This is a genomic window from Lysobacter sp. OAE881 (assembly GCF_040546665.1).
GTDB classification, from domain to species: domain Bacteria; phylum Pseudomonadota; class Gammaproteobacteria; order Xanthomonadales; family Xanthomonadaceae; genus Lysobacter_J; species Lysobacter_J soli.
Window position 1 is genome coordinate 3370180 of sequence record NZ_JBEPOG010000001.1, and the last position, 24885, is coordinate 3395064.

General features: G+C 66.1%; 22 protein-coding genes. 2 read left to right on the top strand and 20 right to left on the bottom strand.

The features are described 5' to 3' along the window. Positions 1 to 9: 9 nt before the first annotated feature. The 11 genes from ABIE51_RS15540 to ABIE51_RS15590 all read right to left on the bottom strand — a co-directional run bounded on the left by ABIE51_RS15540 (position 10) and on the right by ABIE51_RS15590 (position 13043). On the bottom strand, positions 10 to 1251 hold the full coding sequence (locus tag ABIE51_RS15540; RefSeq protein WP_192631381.1) for a DUF819 family protein: 1242 nt from the start codon (positions 1249 to 1251) through the stop codon (positions 10 to 12). 109 nt (positions 1252 to 1360) lie between these two features. Continuing rightward, positions 1361 to 3247: a T6SS phospholipase effector Tle1-like catalytic domain-containing protein gene (locus ABIE51_RS15545; RefSeq protein WP_192631382.1), complete on the bottom strand. Its 1887-nt coding sequence runs from the start codon at positions 3245 to 3247 to the stop codon at positions 1361 to 1363. Next, on the bottom strand, positions 3244 to 3738 hold the full coding sequence (locus tag ABIE51_RS15550) for a DUF3304 domain-containing protein (RefSeq protein ID WP_192631383.1): 495 nt from the start codon (positions 3736 to 3738) through the stop codon (positions 3244 to 3246). Before ABIE51_RS15550 ends, ABIE51_RS15545 begins: the two co-directional genes overlap by 4 nt. A gap of 134 nt (positions 3739 to 3872) precedes the next feature. Further along, positions 3873 to 4544 carry a DUF3304 domain-containing protein gene (locus tag ABIE51_RS15555; RefSeq protein ID WP_192631384.1) on the bottom strand — a complete coding sequence of 224 codons (672 nt, stop codon included), beginning with the start codon at positions 4542 to 4544 and terminating at the stop codon, positions 3873 to 3875. Beyond that, complete coding sequence (locus tag ABIE51_RS15560) at positions 4541 to 4810, bottom strand: DUF3304 domain-containing protein (protein ID WP_253337835.1); 270 nt, start codon at positions 4808 to 4810, stop codon at positions 4541 to 4543. The genes ABIE51_RS15555 and ABIE51_RS15560 overlap by 4 nt, the downstream gene beginning before the upstream one ends. Further along, positions 4807 to 5238 (bottom strand): hypothetical protein, encoded by a 432-nt coding sequence (locus ABIE51_RS15565; protein WP_192631386.1) that lies wholly within the window; start codon positions 5236 to 5238, stop codon positions 4807 to 4809. The genes ABIE51_RS15560 and ABIE51_RS15565 overlap by 4 nt, the downstream gene beginning before the upstream one ends. After that, the gene (locus ABIE51_RS15570) at positions 5235 to 5756 is read right to left on the bottom strand and encodes a DUF3304 domain-containing protein (RefSeq protein WP_192631387.1); all 522 of its coding nucleotides are present in this window, start codon (positions 5754 to 5756) and stop codon (positions 5235 to 5237) included. Before ABIE51_RS15570 ends, ABIE51_RS15565 begins: the two co-directional genes overlap by 4 nt. A 59-nt stretch (positions 5757 to 5815) precedes the next feature. Beyond that, positions 5816 to 6640 carry a DUF4123 domain-containing protein gene (locus tag ABIE51_RS15575; RefSeq protein WP_192631388.1) on the bottom strand — a complete coding sequence of 275 codons (825 nt, stop codon included), beginning with the start codon at positions 6638 to 6640 and terminating at the stop codon, positions 5816 to 5818. Then, on the bottom strand, positions 6637 to 8727 hold the full coding sequence (locus ABIE51_RS15580) for a type VI secretion system Vgr family protein (RefSeq protein ID WP_192631389.1): 2091 nt from the start codon (positions 8725 to 8727) through the stop codon (positions 6637 to 6639). Before ABIE51_RS15580 ends, ABIE51_RS15575 begins: the two co-directional genes overlap by 4 nt. Before the next feature lie 145 nt (positions 8728 to 8872). Beyond that, the gene (locus ABIE51_RS15585; RefSeq protein ID WP_192631390.1) at positions 8873 to 10954 is read right to left on the bottom strand and encodes a S9 family peptidase; all 2082 of its coding nucleotides are present in this window, start codon (positions 10952 to 10954) and stop codon (positions 8873 to 8875) included. Positions 10955 to 11093: 139 nt separating this feature from the next. Continuing rightward, entirely contained in the window at positions 11094 to 13043 is a 1950-nt protein-coding gene (locus ABIE51_RS15590) for an OPT family oligopeptide transporter (protein WP_192631391.1), read from the bottom strand. A gap of 630 nt (positions 13044 to 13673) precedes the next feature. Between ABIE51_RS15590 and ABIE51_RS15595 the strand changes: the two genes are divergently transcribed. Then, positions 13674 to 15452, top strand: a complete 1779-nt coding sequence (locus ABIE51_RS15595) for a peptide MFS transporter (RefSeq protein ID WP_354504894.1) — start codon at positions 13674 to 13676, stop codon at positions 15450 to 15452. Between the two features lie 56 nt (positions 15453 to 15508). Here ABIE51_RS15595 and ABIE51_RS15600 read toward each other — a convergent pair whose 3' ends face one another. From ABIE51_RS15600 to ABIE51_RS15635, 8 genes are all read right to left on the bottom strand, one after another. After that, positions 15509 to 17491, bottom strand: a complete 1983-nt coding sequence (locus tag ABIE51_RS15600; protein WP_192631392.1) for an alpha/beta hydrolase family protein — start codon at positions 17489 to 17491, stop codon at positions 15509 to 15511. A gap of 101 nt (positions 17492 to 17592) precedes the next feature. After that, complete coding sequence (rfbD, locus tag ABIE51_RS15605) at positions 17593 to 18477, bottom strand: dTDP-4-dehydrorhamnose reductase (RefSeq protein ID WP_192631393.1); 885 nt, start codon at positions 18475 to 18477, stop codon at positions 17593 to 17595. A gap of 10 nt (positions 18478 to 18487) precedes the next feature. After that, positions 18488 to 19045 carry a dTDP-4-dehydrorhamnose 3,5-epimerase gene (gene rfbC, locus ABIE51_RS15610; protein ID WP_157030899.1) on the bottom strand — a complete coding sequence of 186 codons (558 nt, stop codon included), beginning with the start codon at positions 19043 to 19045 and terminating at the stop codon, positions 18488 to 18490. Further along, positions 19042 to 19926: a glucose-1-phosphate thymidylyltransferase RfbA gene (gene rfbA, locus ABIE51_RS15615; protein WP_192631394.1), complete on the bottom strand. Its 885-nt coding sequence runs from the start codon at positions 19924 to 19926 to the stop codon at positions 19042 to 19044. The genes rfbC and rfbA overlap by 4 nt, the downstream gene beginning before the upstream one ends. 9 nt (positions 19927 to 19935) lie before the next feature. Then, on the bottom strand, positions 19936 to 20988 hold the full coding sequence (gene rfbB / locus ABIE51_RS15620; protein ID WP_115842490.1) for a dTDP-glucose 4,6-dehydratase: 1053 nt from the start codon (positions 20986 to 20988) through the stop codon (positions 19936 to 19938). 44 nt (positions 20989 to 21032) lie between these two features. Further along, positions 21033 to 21536 carry a single-stranded DNA-binding protein gene (gene ssb, locus ABIE51_RS15625; protein WP_115842491.1) on the bottom strand — a complete coding sequence of 168 codons (504 nt, stop codon included), beginning with the start codon at positions 21534 to 21536 and terminating at the stop codon, positions 21033 to 21035. 140 nt (positions 21537 to 21676) lie between these two features. After that, positions 21677 to 21991 (bottom strand): DUF5076 domain-containing protein, encoded by a 315-nt coding sequence (locus ABIE51_RS15630; protein WP_115842492.1) that lies wholly within the window; start codon positions 21989 to 21991, stop codon positions 21677 to 21679. Continuing rightward, complete coding sequence (locus ABIE51_RS15635; protein ID WP_192631395.1) at positions 21991 to 22275, bottom strand: hypothetical protein; 285 nt, start codon at positions 22273 to 22275, stop codon at positions 21991 to 21993. Before ABIE51_RS15635 ends, ABIE51_RS15630 begins: the two co-directional genes overlap by 1 nt. Before the next feature lie 142 nt (positions 22276 to 22417). Between ABIE51_RS15635 and ABIE51_RS15640 the strand changes: the two genes are divergently transcribed. Next, positions 22418 to 23434 carry a polyprenyl synthetase family protein gene (locus ABIE51_RS15640; protein ID WP_192631396.1) on the top strand — a complete coding sequence of 339 codons (1017 nt, stop codon included), beginning with the start codon at positions 22418 to 22420 and terminating at the stop codon, positions 23432 to 23434. A gap of 46 nt (positions 23435 to 23480) precedes the next feature. Here ABIE51_RS15640 and murD read toward each other — a convergent pair whose 3' ends face one another. Continuing rightward, positions 23481 to 24884 carry a UDP-N-acetylmuramoyl-L-alanine--D-glutamate ligase gene (gene murD, locus ABIE51_RS15645; protein WP_192631739.1) on the bottom strand — a complete coding sequence of 468 codons (1404 nt, stop codon included), beginning with the start codon at positions 24882 to 24884 and terminating at the stop codon, positions 23481 to 23483. Position 24885 lies beyond the last annotated feature (1 nt).

Here is a 24885-nt window from a genome sequence, read left to right on the forward strand (position 1 = left end):
GTCGCTTCGTCAGTGCGCCAGCGACCGCAACACCAGCCCCATCGCATACGCCAGGCCGGTGCCTGTCGCGTAACCCAGTGTGCCGAGCAGCGCGCCGACCGGCGCGAGTGCCGGATGGAACGCCGAGGCGACGACCGGCGCCGAGGCGGGACCGCCGATGTTGCTCTGCGAACCGATCGCGAAATAGAAGAACGGCACCTTCAGCAGGCGCCCGACCAGCCACAGCATCAGGATGTGGAAACCGAGCCACACCAGGCCCAGCAGGTACAGCCAGGGGCGGTCGAACAGCGCGAGGATGTCCATCTGCATGCCGATGGCGGCGATCAGGAAATACAGCAGCAGCGTGCCGATGTTCGATGCGCCGGCGCCTTCCAGCGTGCGCGCGCGCGTGAAGCTCAGGCCGAGGCCAACGAAGGTGGAGATCAGCACCACCCACACGAACGGTTCGTGCAGGCTCACCGAGCGCGCCCAGCTCACGTTCGCGCCGAACCACGTCGACAGCGGCGCGGCGAGAAAGTGCGCGAGACCGACGGTACCGAAGGCGATGCCGACGATGACCATCAGGTCGGTGAGCGTCGGCACGCGGCTGTGCTCGGCCTTGAACGCGGCGAGCTTGTCCTTGAGTTCGTCGATGGCGCGCGTGTCGGCCCCACTGCGCGCGTCGATCGCCGCCGAGCGCCCGGCGAGGAAGATCAGGATCGCCATCCACACGTAGCCGACGCCGACGTCGACCACCGCGAACTGCCCGAACGTCGTCGCGTCGACCTGGAAGATTTCCTTCATCGCGAGCATGTTCGCGCCGCCGCCGGTCCAGCTGCCGGCCAGCGCAGTCATGCCGGCCCAGGTGTCGCCCGCGACCGTTTCCGGATGCACCGCCTGGAACAGCAGGAACGCCAGGATGCCGCCGGCCACCACGCTGAGCGACGCGGTGACGTACATCGCCACCAGCTTCGGGCCGAGGCGCATCACTGCCTTCAGGTCGATGGACAGCGTCAGCAACACCAGCGCGGCGGGCAGCAGCACGCGGCTTGCGACGGGGTTGTAGAGCTTGCTGTGTTCGCCGTCGATGACGCCTAAGGTGTTGAACAGCCCCGGGATCAGGTAGCACAGCAGCAGCGCGGGAACGATCGAATAGAACTTGCGGAAAGAGGCGAGCGACGAGGTCCAGAACACCGCGCCGAGCGTGGCGGCGATCAGCCCCAGTATCACGATGTCGTTGGTGATCAGCGCGGTACTGGGGGCTGGCGGCATGCGGACGGATCGCCTTGTGTGATGCACCGGAGGTTATCAGGCAGGGCGCTCGGCGGACAGGCATCTCGCCTTGCCGCCTTTGCCCATCGTGCCGGGCGGGCAGAGGGCATCAGAAGGGAAGTCTTGAGTACGCGAAATGCTGGCGCGGATGCAGGTAGCTCCACCGTGCCTCGCGACGTCCGTCCATGGCCGCAAGCAGATCGGTGCCGCTAACGCCCGCGTCGTCGTAGGTACCCGGATGTCTGTCGCTGTACTGGGGGACCTCGTCGTATTGGCGCAATTTATCCGGGTCTCGCGTCTTGTTGTAGATCGCGAGGTTCTCGCGTTCGCGAGCCGTGAGCGGATCCTTCGGACGAACGCGCGGACTGCCCGCCGTGGTGCCCGGGTCCATCCACTGCGTCGGTGGCCGGCGCACGGCTTGCGCCTCGTAGGCCTGGAGGTCACGCCGATACTTCAGATCCAGTTGCTTAAGTCGTTCATGGATGCGCTTGTGATCGTAATAGGTGACCGGGTCGATGATGGTGAACCCCGCGCGGGAGTCGTGCACGTAGTTGTCGAAGAAGTCGAGCAGCGTCTGTCCGCCGCCATGAAGCGTCGTGGGCTTGGGCCAGTATTTGCGGTAATGGGCCACGCCCGTCGGGTCGGTCGGAGGCGGTGCGATTCTTGGATCATGGACGGCCTCGTAGCGGGCCAACTGCACATCGGCCTGTTGCATGCCAGTAACGTACTGGCGGAGCTGGTCGTTGGACTGCGTTAGGTTGATGCGACCCTGCGCATCCACGCGCTGCATGCTGTACGAGGCCGAGAACGCCGCCGAAGACAACACTTCACGGCGCCAATAAAGGTAGTAGCGAAGATGGGCTTCGTACTGGCGCGTGGCAGGATAACCACCGCACTCGCGTCGCAGTGTGGCCAGATAATGGTCGAAGTGGCGACGCAAGCGGGGACTCACTTCGAACTCCGCCCCGTAAGCCGTCTCTGCCATTTTGTCGCGCCGGCGTAGTGCAACGCCCGCCGCGAGTGCTCGCTCGTACATGTCGTTGAGCGGGATCTGCGAAAGCATTTCGTCTTGGCCGGAACCGTATCCCCTTCCCTGCTCGCGCGGCCCATACCCTCCGCCGACGTCGGAATGCACGCCCGGGTACACCACCTCGATGCAATTGGCCGGATAGCGTCCGCCCTTGCCAAGCACCAGGTCCACCGGAAAGGACTTGCGGCCTTCGTGCCCGGCGACGAAATGCACGCACTGCTCCACCGCGGGCGGGATCACCAGCAAATCCTGGTCTCCCCAGCCCTGGTGTCCCTCTACCGGCCCGGGGAAGGAATCGGCGTACCCCACCGATGCCACCGTATCGAACAGCCCCATGAAGCGGATGCGTACGGGCACGCCGCAGAACTGCCCGTCCTCGCAGAAATGGTTGAGCAACTGGTTGACGAACGAGCGCGCCTCCGCCGCCCCTCGGGAGAAGCCGAATACATCCAGCACGACATCGTCGATATGTGGCCCCGCCGTGCACTGACGCGATTGCGTGAGCAGTGCGGTGAGGCGGTTCTTCCATGTCCAGTAGCTGTCGTCGGTTTTGACGGCTGCGGGGATCTTGTCTTCTGGAACGATGAGTTTCTTCGTGAGCACCCAGGAGATTTGATTCATGATCACCAGAATCGCGTAACGGATGCGCTCCGCACCCATCGCCCCCATGGACGAGCCATCCGGATGCGGAACGTTCTCGCCGATTTGCGGGAAGGGCGTGCCGACACCGGGGATGTAGATGGCGTTCAACCCCGCGAGCGAGTCGTCGTGCGCAATGTTAAAGAGCCTCGCGATATTGCTGTGGGAAAGCGACGGCATGTCTAGTTCGCGGTTGTTGTTTGTGCCGTCGAAATAGATTCCGAACTTCAGTGACAACCGGCATTCGCCGTTCCTGCAGATCAGCACGCGGGAAGGTCTCGGCACGGTCTTGGGCGCGTCATTCGGAGTGTATGCGACATTGCTCATTTCGCGAGCTCCTTGCTCTTGTTGTTCACGCTCGAGTCGCCAAAAAAGTCCTTGGTTGGAAGGTCGGGCCCCGGATAGTCCGGGTGTCCGGGGCCCAACATGCTGGGGATGATCAACACCCGATCGCCCGGAAGAATGTGCAGCCACGTTCGTCCCACCTCGTCGTACCGGTGAATCGGCACGACCTTCTCGGTCCAGTGGCAGGCCTCCTCCAACGGAACCGGATGCTGCGGATCGAGCCGATCGCATCGTTGCCACCGCACATCCGCGGTGAGGCCGGGGTGCCAGCGTTTAGGCAGCTTGATCCCTCCAAGGACGATCTTTCCGCCCCGCCCTCCCTCACCGACCCACGTTCCATCAACGAAGACGTTTGGCACGTGCGTGTCGCTGGGGTCGTAGTCCATCGCGGTGACGCTGCTGCCGAACGTGCCGTTCGGATCGATCGGCGGTTCGACGGGACGGCACGCAGTCAGAGGCAGTATCAGCAGCACTAGAAGCGCAATCGTGCTCGCACTCGCGCGAGGAACCGAAAGGCAGGACGGAACCGGTCTATTCATCGCGCGCCTGTACCAGCGAGGTTTCGGGACGGTTCTGGACGCATCATTCGGGGTGTAAGCGACATTGCTCATTGCGTTCGCTCCTTGCCCTTCGGCGGCATATGGAAGAAATCCTTGGTGGGAAGATCGGGTCCGGGATAGGCGGGATGGCCGGGGCCGACCATGCTTGGGATGATCAGTACCTCATCGTCCGAAAGTAGATGCAGCCAAGTTCCGCCAACCCTCTCGTACTTATGGATCGGGACGACCTTCTCGGTCCAACGGCAGTTCTTTCCGTAGGGCTCGCAACGCTCCCACTTCACCACGGCGGTCAACCCGGGCCGCCAGCGATAGGGCAGCGAGATACCGCCAAGCACGGTTTTGCCGCCACGCCCCCCCTCACCCACCCACGTCCCATCGACGAACACATTGCGCACAAACGTGTCGCTGGGATCGTGGTCCATCGCGGTGACGGAACTGCCGAATGTCGCATCGGGATCGGGCTGCTTCGGCGCGCACGCGGCCAACGTCAGCGCGAGTAGCGCCACGCCCGCTGTTGCCAATCGCGAACGTCGTGCCATATCCGTGCGCGAGTAACCGCCTTCCGCTCGGTCGCCCAATTGTTGGTTGTTGCCTGTGCCGTCGAAGTAGATGCCGAACTTCAGGCTCAGCTTGCACTCACCGTTCCTGCAGATCAGCACTCGACCCGGTTTGGTCATCGTCGCCGGCGCGTCTTTCGGCGTGTAGGCGACATTGCTCATTGCGTTTGCTCCTTGCCCTTCGGCGGCATATGGAAGAAATCCTTGGTGGGATACCCGGGACCGGGGTAGGCCGGATGGTTTGGCGCCAACATGCTCGGAATGATCCGCACTTGATCATCCGGGAGTAAATGAAGCCAGGTACGGCCAACGTCGTCGTATTTCTGGATCGGCACGACCTTCTCGGTCCAACGGCAGGCTTCTTCATCCGGGACGGGATGATTTCGATCGAACCGGTCGCAACGCTCCCACTTCACCACGGCGGTCAATCCGGGCCGCCAGCGATAGGGCAGCGAAATACCGCCAAGCACGGTTTTTCCGCCACGCCCCCCTCACCCACCCACGTCCCATCGACGAACACATTGCGCACAAACGTGTCGCTGGGATCGTGATCCATCGCGGTGACGGAACTGCCGAATATCGCATCGGGCTCCGGCTGCTTCGGCGCGCACGCGGCCAACGCCAGCGCGAGCAACGCCACGCCCGCTGTCGCGAACCATCGCGAACGTCGTGCCATATCCGCGCGCGAGTAACCGCCGTCCGCGCGGTCGCACAAATTCTTGTTGTTGCCCGTGCCGTCGAAATAGACCCCGAACTTAATGCTCAGCTTGCACTCACCGTTCCTGCAGATCAGTACACGCCCCGGCTTGGGCACGGTCGCCGGCGCGTCTTTCGGCGTGTAGGCGACATTGCTCATTGCTTTTGCTCCTTGCCTTTCGGCGGCATATGGAAGAAATCCTTGGTGGGATACCCGGGACCGGGGTAGGCCGGATGCCTTGGATCGAGCATCGTGGGGATGATCAGCACACGGTCTCCTTCCAAAAGATGCAGGTCCGTGTGTCCAACCTCGCCGTACTTCTGGATCGGCACCACCTTCTCGGTCCAATGGCAGGCTTCTTCATCCGCGACGGGATGATTTCGATCGAACCGATCGCAACGCTCCCACCTCACCACGGCGGTCAATCCGGGCCGCCAGCGATATGGCAGCGAAATACCGCCCGCCACGATGCCGCCTCCCATGCTCGCTTCACCCACCCACGTCCCATTGACGAACACGTTGCGCACAAACGTGTCGCTGGGATCGTGGTCCATCGCGGTGACGGAGCTGCCGAATGTCGCGTTCGGATCGGGTTCCTTCGAGCCGCATCCCGCCAAGAGGGACGCAAGCAGCACTACGCACACCGACCTTCGCGCATTGATGAAAGCTCTGAACATCCGCGGCGCCACGCTCAGGCCGTGCCGTCCGCGGTGGGCGCGCGGGTGGGTTTCGCACCTCATGCCGCGTCGGCTCCGATCAGCGCATTCCACAGGTCACCGCCTTTCAGCCGTTGGCGAACCGCGGGATGCACACCCAACTGGCGGCATTCCTCGGTGCCGACCTTCAATACCCACTGCAACAGGGTGAATTGATCATCGAGGTCGTGGTAGCCGATGGAGCGGGCGTACTCGATCAGCGTGTCGGCAGCCTCGTGACGCCGCTCTCGCGAGAACAGCGTGGCGTGCGGCACGACCAAGCCCTTGGCCTCGTGCAGCAGCTGGTCGGGCACGCTGGCTTCGCACAGTTGTCCGAACTGTGCCGGGCTCAGTGCCGGATCACCCCATGCGACGGCGTCTTCGTTCTTCATCTGCGGCAAATCCAGCAGCACGGCGCGTCCGTCGCGGTCGCCGCAGCACCAGGCATGCCAAGGCTGGAAGAACGCCGTTCGCTGCTCCGCGTGCCAGATCGAAACCAGCGCACGCAGCGTGCGGCCATCGGCGACGCGTACATAACCGCGCGGCGTGCCGTCCGGTAGCGGCGCAACGATCCACGGGACCAGATGGGCATGCGCCGCGGTGAGGTCCACGCGACCGAGCAGCCAATTGACGCCGCGCGCCGCGCCGTCGATACCAAGGCCGCGCGCGGTGTCCGAGCTCATCAACCACGGTCCGAGCGCCTGCGCCTCGGGCTCCAGGCCCACGAACAGCGACAGCGCGCCCGAGGCATCTTCGGCCAGTTTGGCGCCCAGTTCGTGTTGCACGGCGCCATCGATGAACACCAGTTCGTGCGCCTGCGGCGCTGCGGCGCGCAGTCGCGCCCACTCGTCGGGCAGCGGATTCACAGGGCCACCGTCGGAAGACCTGCCATCGCGGCGCGAGCTATGCACTCCAGGCAGATCGCGTCCTTCGGTACGCCCAGCATCGACAACAGGTTGCCCGTGCCCTCAGGTACGTGATTCATCGGGCCCTTGAAGTCGATCGCCAGGCCTTCGATGGTTACGCCGTCGTCGTCGATCGTGATGGTCCCGCCGGGTCCGCGAAGCGTCAGCCGTTCACTTGCCTCGATGAGATACGTCTGCGTGCGCTCGTGTATGCGCTCGCCGGCCTCGATATCCATGCGACCTTCAACGCGGTGCGAGTAGTGCCCACCTGTCTCGGCGGACCGATCGGATGCGGTGTTCTCGACGCGGACATTGCCGACCGACTCGCTCAGGTCCTTCGCGACGGTGATCTGCCGTGAGCGGCCGATGTCGATGACGTGGTCGCGTCCCAGCGTTTCGCGGCGATCCTGGCCGACGCTCAGGCTCTCGTCGTTGCCGACCGACTCCTTGCGGTCGTGGCCGACGGCGATGGTTTCGTCATTGCCCACGTCTTCACTGCGGTCGTGCCCGATCTTCGTCGTCTCATCGTGCTCGACGACGATGTTCTGGTCTTTCTGCGCGTGGACGAAGATCTCCTCACGGCCCGCTTCGTCCTCGAACCGCAATTCGTTGTAGCCCTCGCCCTTGTGCGTCTGCGACTTGAAGGTGGTCCGCGTCTTGTGACGCGGCAGTTCGTACGGCGGGCGGTTCGCCGCGTGATACGCGCGGCCGGTGACGATCGGCTGGTCCGGGTCGCCTTCGAGGAAACTGACGATCACCTCATGTCCGATTCGCGGCAGCGCCATGAAGCCATACATCGCGCCGGCCCAGCCCTGGCTCACGCGAATCCAGCAGGTGGCGTTTTCGCGCGGGCCTTCGCGATCCCATGGAAACCACACCTGCACGCGGCCGTGCTCGTCGCAGTGGATTTCCTCACCTTGCGGGCCGACCACATGCGCGACCTGCGGACCGTCGATGACCGGACGTGCCGCGGGGACCGGCTTCCAGTCGTAGTGCGCCGGCACCACGACCGCCTGGTAGCGGTAGCGCGTGCCGTGTTCGGAATCGGAACCGTCGGCTTCCTGCGACACGTTCTGTTCGCCTGCGTGATGCATCGTGATCACGCGCCAATGCGTGTTGAGCGTCTCGACCGGATGGCCGGCCAGATCGAAGGCGAGCGCCGGGTACAGGCGCGCATCGTTGCCTTCGATCAGCGCGTGCTCAGCAAGGTTGCGCAGGCCCGAGAGTCGGGCGCGGGTGAAAGGCTTGCCTCCGGCATCGGCCTTGTAGCGGCCGGGGTAGTCGTAGTGCTCGTAGTCGCCGACCGCATGTTCGGCGTTCCACGATCTGGCTTCGTGCTGGAGGTCGTAACGGGGATTGTGGAAGGTCGCGTCGCGTTGTGTGATCCGCGTTGGCGCCAGTTGCCGCCGATGTGCGAAACGCCACAGATGCGGTACGGGCGCATCCCCGGCCGGCGATGACTGATAGAGGACGTCGCCAGCCAGACGCGGCGCGGTCTCGATGCGATCGTTCAACACGAGGCGATCGGCTCCCTCTTCGGTCTGGTGCCAGTAGACGATGCCTTCCTCGGTCGCGAGCCGATGCAGGAAGCGTCGGTCGTCCTCCCGGTACTGCACCGCGTACTCGCGCGATGCGTGGTGGCTCTGATATGCCGTCCTTGGCACCGCCAAGCGGTGCTCGTCCAGCAGCGTCGCGAGGATCGACGGCACGTCGACCTGCTGGAAGATGCGGGAGTTGTGCCGCAGCGCCAACCGCGCAAGCGGCGATTCGACCACCGCCTTGTAGCGGGTCAGGCGAAATCCGGTTCCGCCCTGCTCGAAAGCGGTCACCACACCGACCACGGTGCGCTCTGCGCTGCCGTCGCGTTCGATGGCGAACACCGCCTTGCGGTCCAGTTGCGCGCTGGCGTCGACGGCGTCGTCGGGCGCGGACAGCTCCAGCTCAAGCCGGAACGACTGCGACACGCCCTCGGTGAGATCGAAACGAACGACGTCGAATGCACGACTCGCTATATCGAGCGTGAACCCTATTTCCGCCTGATGCGCCATGGACCGATCCTTGACATGGAAAGAGTCAAGTTCGCGAGCGAGCGGGCGCCTGTCCATGAGAGGTTTTCGTCGGCGCAATCGCTGCACCGTCGGAAATAAAAAAGGCGGAGCACTTGGCTCCGCCTTATTCCGCAACACCGGGTTGTTACTGCCCGATGTACTGCTTCAGCCACGCGTTGACCGTGTCGTGCCACTGCACGGAGTTGGCTGGCTTGAGCACCCAGTGGTTCTCGTCGGGGAAATACAGGAACTGCGACGGAATCCCCTGGCGCTGCAGCGCGGTGAACACGCCGATGCCCTGCTCGACCGGGATGCGGAAGTCCTGCTGCCCGTGCACGACGAGCATCGGGACGCGCCAGTTCTTCACGTGGTTCACCGGGTTGAACTTCTCGTAGTTCGCCGCCTTGTCGATGGCGTTGCCGCCCTGCTCCCAGTCGGTGAACCACTGCTCTTCGGTCGCGAAGCCCATCATGCGCTGGTCGAACACGCCGTCGTGGCTCACCAGGCACTTCCACGGCGAGCTTCCATCGCGATTGAACCAGTTGCCCGCGATCCAGTTGACCATGAAGCCGCCGTAGCTCGCGCCCAGCGCGCAGGCCTTGTCCCCGTCGAGGAAGCCGTACTGCTCTTGCGCCGCGGCCCAACCCTTCTGCAGGTCTTCCAGCGGGCGGTCGCCCCAATGCTGGCTGATCGCATCGGTGAACGCCTGGCCGTAGCCGGTCGAACCGTGGAAGTCGATCATCACCACCGCGTAGCCCTGGCCCGCGTACGTCTGCGGATTCCAGCGATAACTCCAGCCGTTGCCGAAGCTGCCCTGCGGACCGCCGTGGATCAGGAACGCGACGGGATACTTCTTGCCTTCGACGTAGTTCCACGGCTTGACGATGTAGCCGTGCACCGTGTCGCCGTTCCAGCCCTTGAAGTCGAACTGTTCGAAATCGCCGAACGCGACGTCGGGCAGGCGCTCGCCCGTGGTCTGCGTGATCGCGCGCAGCGGCGCGGACGCATCGGCGCTGGTGGTGTACAGCACGTCGCCGGTCTTGAGCGTGTTGCGCGTCAGCGCGAGCGTCGGGCCGGCCAGGTCAATGGCCGAAATGCTGCCTTCGCCGACGAGCTTCTTCGCCTCGCCCGACGCGATGTCCACCGCGAACAGCGGGTGTTCGCCCATGTCGGTGGCGGTGGTGTAGATGGTCTTGCCGTCGTTCGCCAGCGTGATGCCGTCGGCGGAGCGGTCCCACTTCGGCGCGATCTCGCGCGTGCTACCGGTGGCGACGTCCATCGCCATCAGGCCGAAGCGGTCGGCCTCGAAGCCCGGGCGCTTCATCGCGCGATAGAACAGCGTCTTGCCGTCGCTGCTGAAGGTTGCGCCCGTGTCCCACGCCGGATTCGACGCGGTGAGGTTCTTCGTCGCGCCGGTGCCGTCGGCGCTCACCTGGTACAAGTCGAAGTTGGTGGAGGTGGGTTCCTTCGCGTCGGCAATGCGTGCGCTGAAGACCAGCGACGCACCGTCCGGCGACCAGGTGTATTCGGTGGCGTCGCCGAACGGACGCGACGGCACGTCGCCGTTGACGCCGCCGCTGACGAGCGTCGCCGTCGTCGCCGCCTTGTCGCCGAGGTTGGCGACGAACAGGCGGTTCAGGCGGCCGTCGTTCCACGCATCCCAGTGGCGGATGAACATGCGGTCGAAGACGACGCCGGTGTTCTTCTGCGCGCCGCGCTCGTCGAGCTTCTTCTTCGAGCAGGCCAGGTCGCCCTTGCACTCCGGGAAGGTCTCAAGGTTGATCGCCACGCGCTTGCCATCGGGCGAGAGCTTGTAGCCGCCGACGTCGGTGGACAGATCGGTCACCTGCTTCGGCGAGCCGCCGGCTGCGGGGATCGCGTACAGCTGCATCGAGCCGCCCTTCGCGCTGAGGAAGTAGACGGTCTTTCCGTCCGGCGAGAAGCCCGGCGAATTGACGTTCCAGCCTTCCGGCGTGAGGCGCTTGGGCGGCGCGGCATCGCGCGCCATCAGGTCTTCGATGTAGAGCGCGGTCGAGGACTTGTTGGCCGCCATGTCGACCACGCGCTTGGCGAACACCACGCGGCGGCCGTCGGGCGACAGCGTCGGCGAGGACACGCGTTCGAGCGAGGCAAGGTCGCGAACGTCGAAGCCGCGCGCGGCCAGTGCGTTGGTGGAACCGCAGGCCAGCAGCAGGGCGAGCGGGAGGATGGCGTGGCGTGGCGTCATGGGTTTTCTCGAATGCATGTAGAGATGGAGCGATCAGCGCGTTGCGCTTGCCTCGTCATTCCCGCGAACGCGGGAACCCAGTGCCTCGATTGCGGGCAAGTCGCTGGATCCCGCTTTCGCGGAGATGACGCGGTTCGGATCAGGGAGCCGGCTTCGCCGATTCGACGCCGCCGCCGCGCACGCTCGTGCGGAACAGCAGCCAGGCGACGAAAGCGAGCACGGCCAGACCGACCCACGGGCCCAGGTGCGTGCCGAGCGACAGCACGTCGGCGCGGCCCGACCAGACGATCGGAATCGCGATCGCGATGCCCGTCAGCGCTTCGCCGGTGATCAGGCCCGCGGCGAACAACGTGCCCGGACGATGCGCGCGATCGCGGTCGGCTTCGTCGCTGTCGATCGACAGGCCGTGGCGACGCTCGACGATGTACGCGAGCAGGCCGCCGAGGAAGATCGGCACCATCAGTTCCAGCGGCAGGTAGATGCCGATCGCCGCGGCCAGCACCGGCACGCGGAAGTGCGCCTTGCGCGACTTCAGCCACTCGTCCAGCGCGATGACCAGCGCACCGATGACGGCACCGATGCCGATCATGTCCCACGGCAGCTTGCCGCCGAACAGGCCCTTGGCGACCGACGCCATCAGCGTGGCCTGCGGTGCGGACAGCGAGTTCGGATGTTCGGCCGTCGGCGGGCCGATGCCGTACGCCTGCGCCAGCAGGTTCAGCACCGGCGCCATGATCAGCGCGCACGAGAACGCGCCGATGCCGAGCATCAGCTGCTGCTTCCACGGCGTCGCGCCGACGATGTAGCCGGCTTTGAGGTCCTGCAGGTTGTCGCCGCCGACCGCCGCCGCGCAGCACACCACCGCGCCGATCATGATCGCGGCGACCGGGCCGATGGACGAATCCCGGCCGAGCAGCAGCATCAGCACGAGCGAGGCGAACAGGATCGTCGCGATCGTGATGCCGGAGACGGGATTGTTCGACGAACCGACCAGGCCGGCGAGGTATGCCGACACCGACACGAACAGGAAGCCTGCGACGATCATGATGATCGTCATCGTCAGGCTCACGCCCCAGGACTGCACGATGGCGTGGTAGAGCATCCACAGCGGGATCACGAACACGGCCAGCGCGACGAGCATCCACTTCATCGGGAGGTCGCGTTCGGTTTCGGCAACGGCCAGGCCGCCGCCCTTGCGTGCCGCGGCAAGGCCGCTCTTGATGCCCGATGCCAGCGAATTGCGCAGCGAGAACAGCGTCCAGATGCCGCCGATCAACATCGCGCCGACGCCGAGGTAGCGGATCTTCGCCGACCAGATCGCGCCGCCCGCGTCCGCGGCGGACGCGCCGGCGATCTGCGCGGCGAGCGCGGGATCGGAGTTGAGGAAGAACGCGTGGTAGATCGGAATCGCGAACTGCCACGACAGGATCGAACCGGACACCACCACGATGCCGATGTTCAGGCCGACGATGTAGCCCACGCCCAGCAGCGCCGGCGACAGGTTCGTGCCCATGTAGCCCAGGTACTTGCCGATGAAGCCCGAGGCGACGGCGTTGTCGGGGATCAGGCGCAGGCCGCTTTCGGCAGCGAGCTTCACCAGCGCGCCCAGGCCGCCGGCGACGCCGAGGATCTTCAGGCCCGGACCGGGGTTCTCGCCGGCCTTGAGCACTTCGGCCGCGGCCTTGCCTTCGGGGAACGGCAGCGGTTCCTCGACGATCATCGACCGGCGGAGCGGCACCGAGAACAGCACGCCGAGCAGGCCGCCGAGGCCGGCGATGCCGACCACCCACCAGTATTTGAAGTCGGGCCAGACGCCCATGATGATCAGCGCGGGGATCGTGAAGATCACGCCGGCGGCGATCGACGAGCCGGCGGAGGCGCCGGTCTGCACGATGTTGTTCTCCAGGATGCTGCCGCCGCCGAGCAGGCGCAGCACGCCCATGGAGACGACGGCCGCCGGGATGGCGGTGGCGATGGTGAGGCCCGCGAACAGGCCCAGGTAGGCATTGGCGGCGGAGAGGATCACCGCCAGCACGACGGCCAGCAGGACAGCTCGGAAGGTCAATTGCGGCGTCGCGGGCGAGGCCATCGGCAGCTCCAGGAGGACTCGGTTGGATCGAGCGGTCCCGGATCATCGCATTGGCTGCCGTGGCCTGTAAAAACTCCGCGGCAAATGGACAGGACGCGGCAATTTGCGGCGGTGCAGCGATACGTGGGGGTATCGCGTGGCAGGTCGACTGGGGCCACCTTCGTCATCGCGCGGGATGACGATGCGGCCGCGAAGCCCGACGGGCGATCGTCGAAGGGTGCCGGTGCAGCCTCGCGTGGACACATCGCGGCCCTCGAACGACTCGCGGCGCCCCTCGCGCGGGTCGGCGCGAGCCTCGGATGGCCAGAGGAGCACCCTCGCACAGCTGCGGCGTAGCCTCGCAAGGCCGCACGACACCCACGTCAGGCTTGCCCGCGCCTTCGCGGGGGCATCGCGCCGCTCGCGAGGCTGCCGCGCTGCCACGGCCTGCGAGAAAGTCGCAGCGCGCGGCTGTGTGGCTGCCCCGCGAGGGCACGGTGGTCCCCTACGCAGGCTGGCGCGCATTCGATCGAACCTGCGCCGGTCTGCGCGCGAGGAGGCGATACAGTCCGCAGGATCCTTCCCGCGGGCGCGCTCCGCCGTCGCTCCTATACTCCCGACCGACTCACCGCGGAGCCCTGCGTGGCCGCCATCGAACTGCCGCACCACCACGTCGACGACGTCGCCCGCGATCCGCGCGACGAGCTCTTCGGCCACCCCAAGGGCGTCTACGTCTGCTTCTTCACCGAGATGTGGGAGCGTTTTTCGTTCTACGGGATGAAGGCGCTGCTGCTGCTCTACCTGCTCCAGCACCACCGCTTCGGCGACGGGCCGGGACTCGACGTGCTCGGCGCCTACGGCGGTCTCGTCTACTGCCTGCCGGTCGTCGGCGGGTTGCTCGCCGATCGTTATCTCGGCATGCGCAAGGCGGTGGTATTCGGCGGACTGCTGCTCGTCGCGGGACATCTGGGCATGGCGGTGGAAGGCCATGCCGCGACTGTCAGCGGCGGCAACGTCGTGCGCGACGAGGGCGCGCTGCGCGTGTTCTACCTTTCGCTCGCGCTGATCATCGTCGGCGTCGGCTTCCTCAAGCCGAACATCTCCACCATCGTCGGGCGCCTGTATCCGGAAAACGATCCGCGCCGCGACTCGGGCTTCTCGCTGTTCTACGCCGGCATCAACCTGGGCGCGCTGTTCTCCGCGCTGGTGTGCGGCTATCTGGGGCAGACGCTCGGCTGGAAGTGGGGCTTCGGTGCGGCGGGCATCGGCATGCTGCTCGGGCTGGCGCAGTTTTTGTGGGGACAGAAGTACCTGCACGGCCATGCCGAACCGCCGGATCCCGCACGCCTGCGCGAACGCGTGTGCGGCCTGCCGCGCGAATGGGCGATCTACCTCGGCGCGGTGCTCGCACTGGTGCCGCTGGCGGCGCTGATGTGGGCCGTCGCGAATGGACGCTTCGCGCTCGGCGGCGAGATCTCGCTCGCATTGATCCTGATGTTGCTGGTGATGCTCGCGGTGCTGGCGTGGTTCGCCTGGTTCCTCAAGGCGCGCTGCACGCGCGAACAGCGCCACCGCATGCTCGCGCTGATGGCACTGATCTTCATGGCGCTGGTGTATTTCACGCTGTACGAGCAGACCTACGGTTCGTGGGTGACCTTCACCGATCGTCTGCTGACGAAGGATGTGTTTCCCTCGCTGGTCATTCGCGAAGGCACGCCTTGGCCGTGGTCGACGGTCTCGCTGGTGCTCGCGCCGATGGCGTTCGTCGCGGCGGCCACGCTGTCAGATCGCAGGCCAGCCTCGTCGATGCCGAAGCTGCTGTTCGCCGGCGCGATCGTGCTGATGCTCGTCTTCCTGCTGCGCGACTGCGTCGTGCTGCCGCAGACGGCGGGATCGCTGACGTACCTCGGCGCATTGTTCCTGGTGTTGCTCGCGCCGGTGTTCGCGCGGCTGTGGGACGGACTCGACCGTCGCGGACTGGATCCGTCGAAGCCGGCGAAATCCGCGCTGGGACTGTTGTTCGCCGGATTGAGTTTCGTGCCGATGGCGTGGGCCGCGCAGCACGCCGGCGAAACAGGACAACTCGCGAGCGTGTGGTGGCTGGTGCTGGCCTATCTCGTCCTGGAAATCGGCGAGATGTGCCTGGCGCCGGTCGGCCTCGCCGCGGTGACGCAGCTGTCGGTAAGAAGCGTCATGAGCCTGATGATGGGCACATGGTTCCTCGCCACGGCGTTCTCGGAGACGCTGGCCGCGCTGTTCGGCAAGCTCGCCGCCATCGACGTACCCGAAGGCACTGCGCTGGACTTCGCCGCCGCTGGCGACAAGTACGCCGACCTGTTCTGGCTGATGACGGGAATCGGTATCGGCTGGGCGGTGCTCGCCTTCGTCGCCGCGCCACTGTTGCGGCGGCTGATGCACGGCATCAAGTGATTGCAGGAATGAAAACGGCGCCCGGAGGCGCCGCTTTCATGTGTTTCCGATGACGACTACTTCGCGGCCTTCGCATCGCCTGCGCTGCCCGTCGCCGCCAGCGAACCGCCGAGGCTGCGCGAGAGGAACGCGAGCAGTCGCGTGTAGAACTCCTGCCTGTGTTCCTCGGTGTAGAAGCCGTGCGCTTCGGTGTCGTAGTAGAGCGTTTCGACCGGAACGCCCGCCTTGCGCAGCGCCGATTCCATCATGCGGCTGTGCTCGATCGGCGCAACGCGATCCTTGCCACCCGCGGCGAGGAACACCGGGACCTTGATGCGATCGGCCAGACGGTTCGGCGAGACGTCGCCCAGCTTCGCCGGATCGCCCACCCATTCACGCAGCCAGTTGCCCGAACGGCGACTGTCGCGCGTGTCGTCGGCGATCATCTTCGGCAGGTCGTACACGCCGACGTAGCCGGCGGCACACTTGTAGAGATCGGACTCCTTCGCCACGCCCATCAGGGACGCGTAGCCGCCATAGCTGGCGCCGTACAGGCAGATGCGGCCCTTGTCGGCGACGCCTTCGGCGATGGCCCAGCGCGTGGCATCGGTGAGATCGTCCTGCATCCTTCCGCCCCACTCTTTCGCCCCGGCGCTGATGTAGGACTTGCCGTAGCCGGACGAGCCGCGATAGTTGACCTGCAGCACCGCGTAGCCCGCCGCCGAGAGCAACTGCGCGTCCGAATCGAAGCCCCAGTAATCCTGCACGTCGATCGGGCCGCCGTGCGGCATCACCACCAGCGGAAGGTTCCTGCCGTTGCTGCCGTTGGGCGTGGTGAGGAAGCCGTGCAGCGTCATCCCGTCGCGCGCCTTGAATTCGATCGGCTTCGCGGTGGCCTGCTTCTCAGGATCGAACCACTCGCGCTTGGCGAGCACGTGCGCGGCCTTCTTCGCTTGCGTATCGAAGAGGTAGAAATCGCCCGGGTTCTGGTCGCTGAAGACCTGCACCAGCGCAAGCGCGCCGTCGTTCGTCTGCGACGTGATCACCACGCCCTGCCCCGCGAACGCGGCTTCCAGGCTCTTCTGCAGGCGCGCCTCGGGCGCCTCCTTGTCGAAGAAGGCCGAATGCGGACGGCCGTCGGCGAAGTAGGCGCCGATCGGCACGCGGGTGTTGTTGCGGTAGATGATGCGCGACGGGTCTGCCTTCTCGTCGCGCAGGACCTGCGTGCGCTTCCGGGTAGCCAGGTCCATCGCGACGATCGCATCGGGGCCGCGCGCCTGCTCGACCTGCAGAAACACCGTCTGGTCGTCGGCCGAAAAGCCGATCGGCACTTCGAACAGGCCTTCCTTTTCGATGGTCAGCAGGTCCCACTCGGCCCCATCGCCCGTGCGGTAGTAGAGATGGCGGATGTTGTCGGAGTTGGAGCCCCACGTGAAACGCACCACGCCCTGGTTGTCCGCGGCGAAACGGGCGTTGCGCATCGGTGCGATCGCCACGCGCTTCATCCGGCCGGTGAAGGCATCGATGCGCTCGGCGCTCGAATGCGGATCGTCCGAGTACGGTTGCGCCGAAATCAGTGCCGAACGGCCATCGCCGACCGGCGTCGGGATCAGGTACGCCCAGATGCGGTCGTTACCCTTCTTCGGCTTGATCGTGGTGCCCAGCCCGCCGTCCTGCGTGCGGTACCCGACCAGCATCTCGGCCTTGCCGCCATCGGCGTTCATCGCGAACAGTTCGCCGGTAAGCTGCGGCTCGTCGAGCGAGCCGAACTTCTCGGCAGCGCTCAGCACCACGCGCTCGGGGCCCACCCATTCGAAATCGGCGATGTAATTGTCACGCGGCATCTTGAACGTGCCGGTGAGTTTGTTCGTGCCGCGTTCGATCACGGCCAGGACGCTTCGATCCTCCATCGGAATCGTCGCGGCCAGATACTGTCCCCCTGGCGAGATCTTCAGATCGGTGAACTGGTCCCTGCGGACGTAGGCCGACACGTCGACGCCGCCCGCGACGGCATTGGACGACAGCGCCGCGAAAGCGGCGGCAAGCAGAAGCTTCTTCATTGTCCCCTTCCCTAGTGTGGGTCGCCGGGCTCCCCGCCAGGCGACGACACAAGACTACCGCGCGAGGCAGCGCCGGACGAGCGGGTGGGACGCGTAGAGCGTCAGGCCAGCGTTCGTGCCAGCGCGTCGCGCCAGTGGGGCAACTCCAGGGCGTATTCGTCGCGCAGACGCGTGGTATCGAGCACCGAATACGCGGGGCGGACCGCGCGGGTCGGGTAATCGGCGGTGGCGATGGGGATTACGGTCGGACGGCGGGCAATCAGGCCACGCTCCGACGCTTCATCGAAAATCGCCTCGGCGAAGCCGTGCCATGTGGTCTCACCACTGGCGACGAGATGGCGGATGCCAGACTCGGCAATACCCTTGCGCAGCACGGCCGCCGTCACATCGGCGATGAGCCATGCAGGCGTCGGACAGCCGCGCTGGTCGGCGACGACGCGCAGTTCGTCGCGCTCGGCGCCGACACGCAGCATCGTGCGCAGGAAATTGTGACCGTGCAGGCCGTACACCCAGGCGGTCCGAAGGATCAGATGTCGTGCACCGCTGCCGGTGATCGCGAGTTCGCCATCGAGCTTGCTGCGCCCGTAGACGCCCAGCGGGTCGGTTGTGTCGTCGTCGCGATAGGGACGCGAACCGCGGCCGTCGAACACGTAGTCGGTCGAGTAATGAACCAGCGACGCGCCGCATGCGACGGCGGCTTCCGCGAGGCGGCCCGGCGCCAGGGCGTTGATGCGGAAAGCGGCCTCGACGTCGTCCTCGGCACGATCGACCGCGGTGTAGGCCGCGGCGTTGACGATTACGTCAGGATGCACGCGCGCGACCAGCGACGCGATGGCGTCCAGATCGCCGAGGTCGAGCGCTTCGCAGCTCGTCTCATCGTCGAGGCGCCCGTTTCGCGTCGTCGCGATCACTTCGCCCAGCGGAGCGAGACTGCGCCGAAGCGCATCGCCAACCTGTCCGTTCGCGCCTACCAGCAGCAGCTTCACGACGCCTGCCTCATGGGACGTACACCGGCATGCGGTCTTCCGGGATCTCGTCCAGGAACGGCGCGCGCGCGTCCTTGTCGGACAGGGTCACATCGGACATGGGCCAGTCGATGCCCAGCGTCGCGTCGTTCCAGCGAACGGCGGCATCGGCCGACGCGTCGTAGGTTTCCGTGCACAAGTACGTGAACACCGCGCGTTCGCTGAGCGTCACGAAGCCGTGCGCGAAGCCTTCGGGAATCCAGAAGTGGCGCTTGTTTTCAGCATTGAGCAGCACCGCGGTCCAGCGGCCGAACGTCGGCGATCCGCGTCGGATATCCACCGCCACGTCCCAGACCTCGCCCTCGACCACCGACACGTATTTGCCCTGCGGCTTGGGCCACTGGTAATGCAGGCCACGCAGCACGCCGCGACGCGACGAGGACACGTTGCCCTGCACGAACGTCGGCTTGATCCCGGCATCGCCGAGCTTGTCGAGGTTGAAGGACTCGAAGAAGAAGCCGCGGTCGTCGCCGAACACGCGCGGCTCGATCACCACGCAGCCCGGCAGATCGGTCTCGATGATCTTCACGGCACCGGCCCCCGTTCGGCCAGACTCATCAGGTACTCGCCGTAACCATTCTTCGCGAGCGGGCGCGCGAGTTCGTTGAGCTGTCCGGCCGTGATCCAGCCGTTGTTCCAGGCAATTTCCTCGGGGCAGCAGACGCGCAGCCCCTGCCGTGCCTCGATGGTCTCGATGTAGTTCGACGCCTCCAGCAGCGACTGGTGCGTGCCCGTGTCCAGCCACGCGTAACCGCGGCCGAGCTGCTCGAGGTGCAGCGAGCCTTCGTCGAGGTAACGGCGGTTGAGATCGGTGATCTCGAGTTCGCCGCGCGGTGAAGGCTTCAGTTCGGCGGCGAAGTCGCTCGCACGTCCGTCGTAGAAATACAGGCCGGTGACCGCGTAGTTGGAGCGCGGCACGGACGGCTTTTCTTCCAGGCCAACAACCTTTCCGGATGCGTCGAACTCGGCGACGCCGTAACGCTCCGGATCCCGCACCCAGTAGCCGAAGACCGTCGCGCCCGACGGCCGTTCGTCGGCACGCTTGAGCATCGCCGTCAGGCCCGGACCGTGGAAGATGTTGTCGCCGAGCACCAGGCAGCTCGGTCCGCCCGCGAGGAACTCGCGGCCGATCAGGTACGCCTGTGCAAGGCCGTCCGGGCTGGGCTGCACGGCATACTCGATGCGCATGCCCCATTGCGAACCATCGCCGAGCAGCGCCTTGAACAGGGCCTGCTCGTGCGGCGTGTTGATAACCAGGACTTCCCGGATGCCGGCGAGCATGAGCACGCTCAGCGGGTAGTAGATCATCGGCTTGTCGTACACCGGCAGCAGCTGTTTGCTGATGCCCTTGGTGATGGGGTAGAGGCGCGTGCCGCTACCACCCGCCAGGATGATGCCTTTACGGTCCATGTGCCTTCCTTAGCCTTGTCCGATGCGCTCGAGTCGATAGCTGCCGTCCAACACACGCTTCACCCAGGGTTGGTTCTGCAGGTACCAGTCCACGGTGAGCGCGATTCCCTGTTCGAAAGTCACCGTCGGCGCCCATCCCAGTTCGCCCTTGAGCTTGGAGGCGTCGATGGCGTAACGGCGATCGTGTCCGGGGCGATCGGCGACGAAGGTGATCAGGGACTCGCGCGCGCGACCATCGGCAAGCGGCTGCCGCTCGTCCAGCAGACGGCAGATCGTCTGCACGACCTCGAGGTTCTGGCGCTCGGCATCACCACCGACGTTGTAGGTCTCGCCGATGCGACCGGCTTCCAGGACGCGGCGGATCGCCGCGCAGTGATCGCCGACGTAGAGCCAGTCGCGCACGTTCCGGCCATCGCCGTACACCGGCAGCGGCTCGCCGGCCAGCGCACGCGCGATGATCAGCGGAATGAGCTTTTCGGGAAACTGGTACTGCCCGTAATTGTTCGAGCAGTTCGTCGTCAGCACCGGCAAGCCATAGGTGTGGTGGAACGCGCGCACCAGATGATCCGACGCCGCCTTGGACGCCGAGTACGGCGAATTCGGTGCGTACGGTGTTTCCTCGGTGAACTTGCCGGTCTCGCCGAGCGTGCCGTAAACCTCGTCCGTCGAAACGTGCAGGAAGCGGAAGGCATCGCGGCCGGCGGCATCGAGCGATTTCCAGTAGTCGCGCGTCTTCTCCAGCAGGCTGAGCGTTCCCACGACGTTCGTCTGGACGAACGCCGCCGGACCGTCGATCGACCGGTCGACGTGGCTCTCCGCCGCGAAGTTGATCACGGCGTCGGGGCGATGCTCCTTCAGCAATCGCTCGACGAGCGCAGCATCACCGATATCGCCGTGGACGAACACATGCCGCGGATCGTTCTCCAGCGACGCAAGCGTATCGACGTTGCCCGCGTACGTGAGCGCGTCGAGGTTCACGACCTTGATGTTGCGCTGGACCGCATCCAGCACGAAGTTGCCGCCGATGAAGCCGGCGCCGCCTGTCACTATCCACGTAGCCACTGAAACTCCTTTCAAATCCCAAAAGCGCAAAAAAACGAGGTGGCTCAGAACGGAATGTCGTCGTCCGCGAAGTCGTCGTTGAAGCTGCTCGACTTGGCCGGGGGCGCCTCACGACGAGGGGCTGATTCCTGGCGCGCCGGCGGACGCGACGAACGCTCGCCACCGCCACCGCCGCGGTATTCGCTGCGGCTGCCGCCGCCACCCTCGCCGCCCGGACGACCGCCGAGCATCTGCATCTCGTCGGCGATGATGTCGGTGGAGTAGCGCTCCACGCCGTCCTGGCCGGTGTACTTGTCGTAGCGGATCGAGCCTTCGACGTAGACCTGGCTGCCCTTGCGCAGGTATTCGCCGGCGATCTCGCCGAGCTTTCCGAAGAAGGTCACCCGGTGCCACTCGGTGCGCTCCTGGGTGTTGCCGTCGCGGTCCTTGCGCACGCTGGTCGTCGCCAGGCGCGCCTTGGTGACGGCCATGCCGCCCTGGGTGTACTTGGTTTCGGGATCGTCGCCCAGGTTGCCGACCAGGATCACCTTGTTGATGCCGCGTGCCATGGGAGTGCCTTCCCCTCTTATGTGTGCTTCGTCTGGAGGCCGGGCACGAAAGCGCGATGCGGGCGTGCCGGCAGGGGAAGCATCATAACAGCCGCCCGTCGTCCGCCACCGAGGCGAAACCGGGACGCGGCCGTGGGGAATCACATGCGCGTCAGGTCGCCGAAGCGGCAGGCGAAGGCGAGGAACATGCTGGCCCGGATGTCGGATTCCGGCTCCCCCGTGCGTAGGGCATACCGCTCGCAGGCGTGGCTGAACAGGTCGGCCAGCAAGGCGCCGAAATCCGAGGGTTCGCCCTCGATGGCCGGGCACACGCTCATCGCCAGGCTGCGGTCGACCGCCCAGAGCCGCAGCAGTTCGAACGAGGCGGGGTCGTCGTTCGCGGCCGCGGGCATCGCCAGCGCCTCCCGTGCGAGGACCTTCTCCTGGCTTTTGCGCCGGATGGGGCGGCCGGCCATCAGGCAATCGCTCCGGCGAGGGCCGACGAGCGTGGCGGGCCGAGACGCCGCAGCACTTCGTCGAGCTCCACATCGAGGTCCAGGCACGCGTACCCGACGCGACGCGTGGTTCCGGATACGTAACGATCCAGGGTCCTCGCTACGGCATCGAGCAGCGCCTCGCGACTTGCCCCGCTGAGGCCGCGCAGGCTGCGCTCGATCAAGTCGACGTGCCGCACCCCTGGCCAGTGCGGAACCGCCACCGGGGATATCGCGTCGTCGGCGGCATTGTGTCGTGTGCTCATGGGCATTCCGGTGGCGGTGGCGATGCGGGAATCGAAACCACAGGTTGGAACCCGCCACCGGACGGGACCATCGGAACTGTCCGAAAAATCCTCGCCGCGAATGCGCCCGTATAATCCAGAGCCCCTCCCACGCGGTTCGCCCATGCCACCCAGTCCGACGACGACCCCAGCCGTCCCCGACCTGGCCACCATCCAGGCCCTGACCCGTCAGGACATGGCGGCGGTGGACGCGCTGATCCGGCGCCGACTGGCTTCGGACGTGGTGCTGATCAACCAGGTCGCCGAGTACATCGTCGGCGCGGGCGGCAAGCGCCTGCGACCGATGCTGCTGTTGCTGGCGAACGGAGCGCTGGGCGGCAGCAGCGGGCGCGGTGTCGGCGAGCACGCGCACCAGCTGGCCGCGGTGGTGGAGTTCATCCACACCGCGACGCTGCTGCACGACGACGTCGTCGACGAATCCGATCTGCGCCGCGGCCGCAAGACGGCCAATGCGGTGTGGGGCAACGCGGCCAGCGTGCTGGTCGGCGATTTCCTGTACTCGCGCAGCTTCCAGCTGATGGTCGAACTGGAACGCATGGCCGTCATGCAGATCCTGGCCGACACGACCAACCGCATCGCTGAAGGCGAGGTATTGCAGCTGCTGCACGTGCGCAATCCCGACACCGACGAAGCCGCCTACCTGCGCGTGATCGAACGCAAGACCGCCGTGCTGTTCGCCGCCGCAACGCGCCTCGGTGCGCTGCTGGCCGACGCGGACGAAGCCACGTGCGACGCGTTGCACGACTACGGCATGAACCTCGGCTACGCGTTCCAGATCGCCGACGACGTGCTCGACTACGCCTCCGACGCTGCGACGCTCGGCAAGAACCTCGGCGACGACCTCGCCGAAGGCAAGGCGACGCTGCCGCTCATCCACGCGATCGCGCACAGCGACGATTCCACGCGTGCGCGCCTGCGCCACGCGGTCGAACACGGCGACACCGGGGCGATGCCCGACGTACTGGCGGCGATCCACGCCACCGGCGGCCTCGATTACAGCCGTCGTCGCGCGCAGGAGTACGCGCAGGCCGCCGAGCACGCGCTCGATGGCCTGGACGAGAACGACTACACGCTCGCACTGCGCGGGCTGGCGCGTTATGCGGTGAGCCGCGACCACTGATCGCGCGGGCAACGCGCGTGGGCCCAACGCCACGCGCGAGCAGAACTCAGGCGATGCCGAGCCCCGGGATCGTACTGATCATCTCCGGATCGAAACCCGCGAGTTCGGCGAAGTGGCGCCCGCGCGCCACGTAATCGCGATAGGCGCCGAAACTCGGCGCACCTGGCGACAGCAGCACGACGCCCTCCCCGCCCAGCGCCTCGCGCGCCTGCGCCATCGCGTCGGCCAGATCGACCGCTGCACCAAGCACAAAGTCCGCCTGCGCCGCGACCGGCTCCAGCAGCGCGTGTATGCGCGGCCCGTTCTGGCCCATCGTGACGATCGCCAGCGGTGCATGCGTGCGCATCGCGTCGGCGAAGTCTTCCCACGGCAGGCCGCGATCGTGTCCGCCGACGAGGATCGCGACACGGCGCGACGCGAAGCAGTCCAGCGCCGCGAGACTCGCATGCGGCGTCGTGCTGATGGAATCGTTGACGTACGTAATGCCATCGCGTGTGCCCACCGTCTGCAGGCGATGCGGCAGGGGCCGGAAGCTCGCGGCATGCGGCGCAAGCGGCACCGCATCAAGACCCAGTGCCTCGATCGCCGTCAGCACCGCGCACAGGTTGCCGCGGTTGTGGCGACCCGGTAGCGGCAGCGCGCGCGTGTCCATGACGAACGCGTCGCCGCGATACAGATCGTCCTCGCGCAGGTGCCAGCCATCGCGATGCCCGAACCAGCGGACGTCGCTTGCGCTCAACGTCGGGCCGAGCTGCGCGAGCCGCGGATCGTTCGCGTTGAGCACGGCGATGCGCGGCTGCGCCTGCGTGACAAGCTTCAGCTTATCCTCGACGTACAGCTCGTGCGATCCATGCCAGTCGAGATGCTCGGGGAAGATGTTGAGGACGACCGCAATCTCCGGTCGCACGCCAGCCTGCGCGACATCGCCCGTCTGGTAGCTCGACAATTCGATCGCCCAGAATTCCGGCGCGATGTCCGGCTCGAGCGCTTCCAGCAGCGGCAGGCCAATGTTGCCGGCGAGCGCGGTGACATGCCCGCCGGCGCGCAGCAGGTGCGCGAGCAGCGCCGTCGTCGTGCTCTTACCCTTCGTGCCGGTGACGCAGATCGTGTTCGCGGCGACACCGTCGGCACCGGCGTGCTCGGCGAACCACAACGCGGTGCCGCCGATGAAGCGCGTGCCCTGCTCCGCCGCGGCGACGGCCTCGGGCTTGTATGGACTGATGCCCGGCGACTTCACCACGATGTCGAACGCCGACAGCCGTGCTGCGGACGCCTCGGTTTCGGTGACGAGGCTCGCGTCGTTCAACGCAGCCGCTTCGGCGGCTTCGGCGGCCGAGCAGAACAGCGTCAGCGGCAGCGACGGCAGCCGCGCGCGCATCGCGCGATACGCCGCGCGCCCTTCGCGTCCCCAGCCCCAGAGCGCGACCTTTCGACCGTCGAGCGAGGCGATG

Excerpts from the sequence above, each read along its gene's own strand:
- ABIE51_RS15600 (WP_192631392.1), bottom strand. The coding sequence starts at position 17,491 with ATGAAGAAGCTTCTGCTTGCCGCCGCTTTCGCGGCGCTGTCGTCCAAT.
- ssb (WP_115842491.1), bottom strand. The coding sequence starts at position 21,536 with ATGGCACGCGGCATCAACAAGGTGATCCTGGTCGGCAACCTGGGCGAC.
- ABIE51_RS15640 (WP_192631396.1), top strand. The coding sequence starts at position 22,418 with ATGCCACCCAGTCCGACGACGACCCCAGCCGTCCCCGACCTGGCCACC.
- rfbA (WP_192631394.1), bottom strand. The coding sequence starts at position 19,926 with ATGGACCGTAAAGGCATCATCCTGGCGGGTGGTAGCGGCACGCGCCTC.
- ABIE51_RS15570 (WP_192631387.1), bottom strand. The coding sequence starts at position 5,756 with ATGTTCAGAGCTTTCATCAATGCGCGAAGGTCGGTGTGCGTAGTGCTG.
- ABIE51_RS15635 (WP_192631395.1), bottom strand. The coding sequence starts at position 22,275 with ATGAGCACACGACACAATGCCGCCGACGACGCGATATCCCCGGTGGCG.
- ABIE51_RS15590 (WP_192631391.1), bottom strand. The coding sequence starts at position 13,043 with ATGGCCTCGCCCGCGACGCCGCAATTGACCTTCCGAGCTGTCCTGCTG.
- ABIE51_RS15555 (WP_192631384.1), bottom strand. The coding sequence starts at position 4,544 with ATGAGCAATGTCGCCTACACGCCGAAAGACGCGCCGGCGACGATGACC.
- ABIE51_RS15565 (WP_192631386.1), bottom strand. The coding sequence starts at position 5,238 with ATGAGCAATGTCGCCTACACGCCGAAAGACGCGCCGGCGACCGTGCCC.
- ABIE51_RS15540 (WP_192631381.1), bottom strand. The coding sequence starts at position 1,251 with ATGCCGCCAGCCCCCAGTACCGCGCTGATCACCAACGACATCGTGATA.
- ABIE51_RS15580 (WP_192631389.1), bottom strand. The coding sequence starts at position 8,727 with ATGGCGCATCAGGCGGAAATAGGGTTCACGCTCGATATAGCGAGTCGT.
- ABIE51_RS15585 (WP_192631390.1), bottom strand. The coding sequence starts at position 10,954 with ATGACGCCACGCCACGCCATCCTCCCGCTCGCCCTGCTGCTGGCCTGC.
- ABIE51_RS15545 (WP_192631382.1), bottom strand. The coding sequence starts at position 3,247 with ATGAGCAATGTCGCATACACTCCGAATGACGCGCCCAAGACCGTGCCG.
- ABIE51_RS15630 (WP_115842492.1), bottom strand. The coding sequence starts at position 21,991 with ATGGCCGGCCGCCCCATCCGGCGCAAAAGCCAGGAGAAGGTCCTCGCA.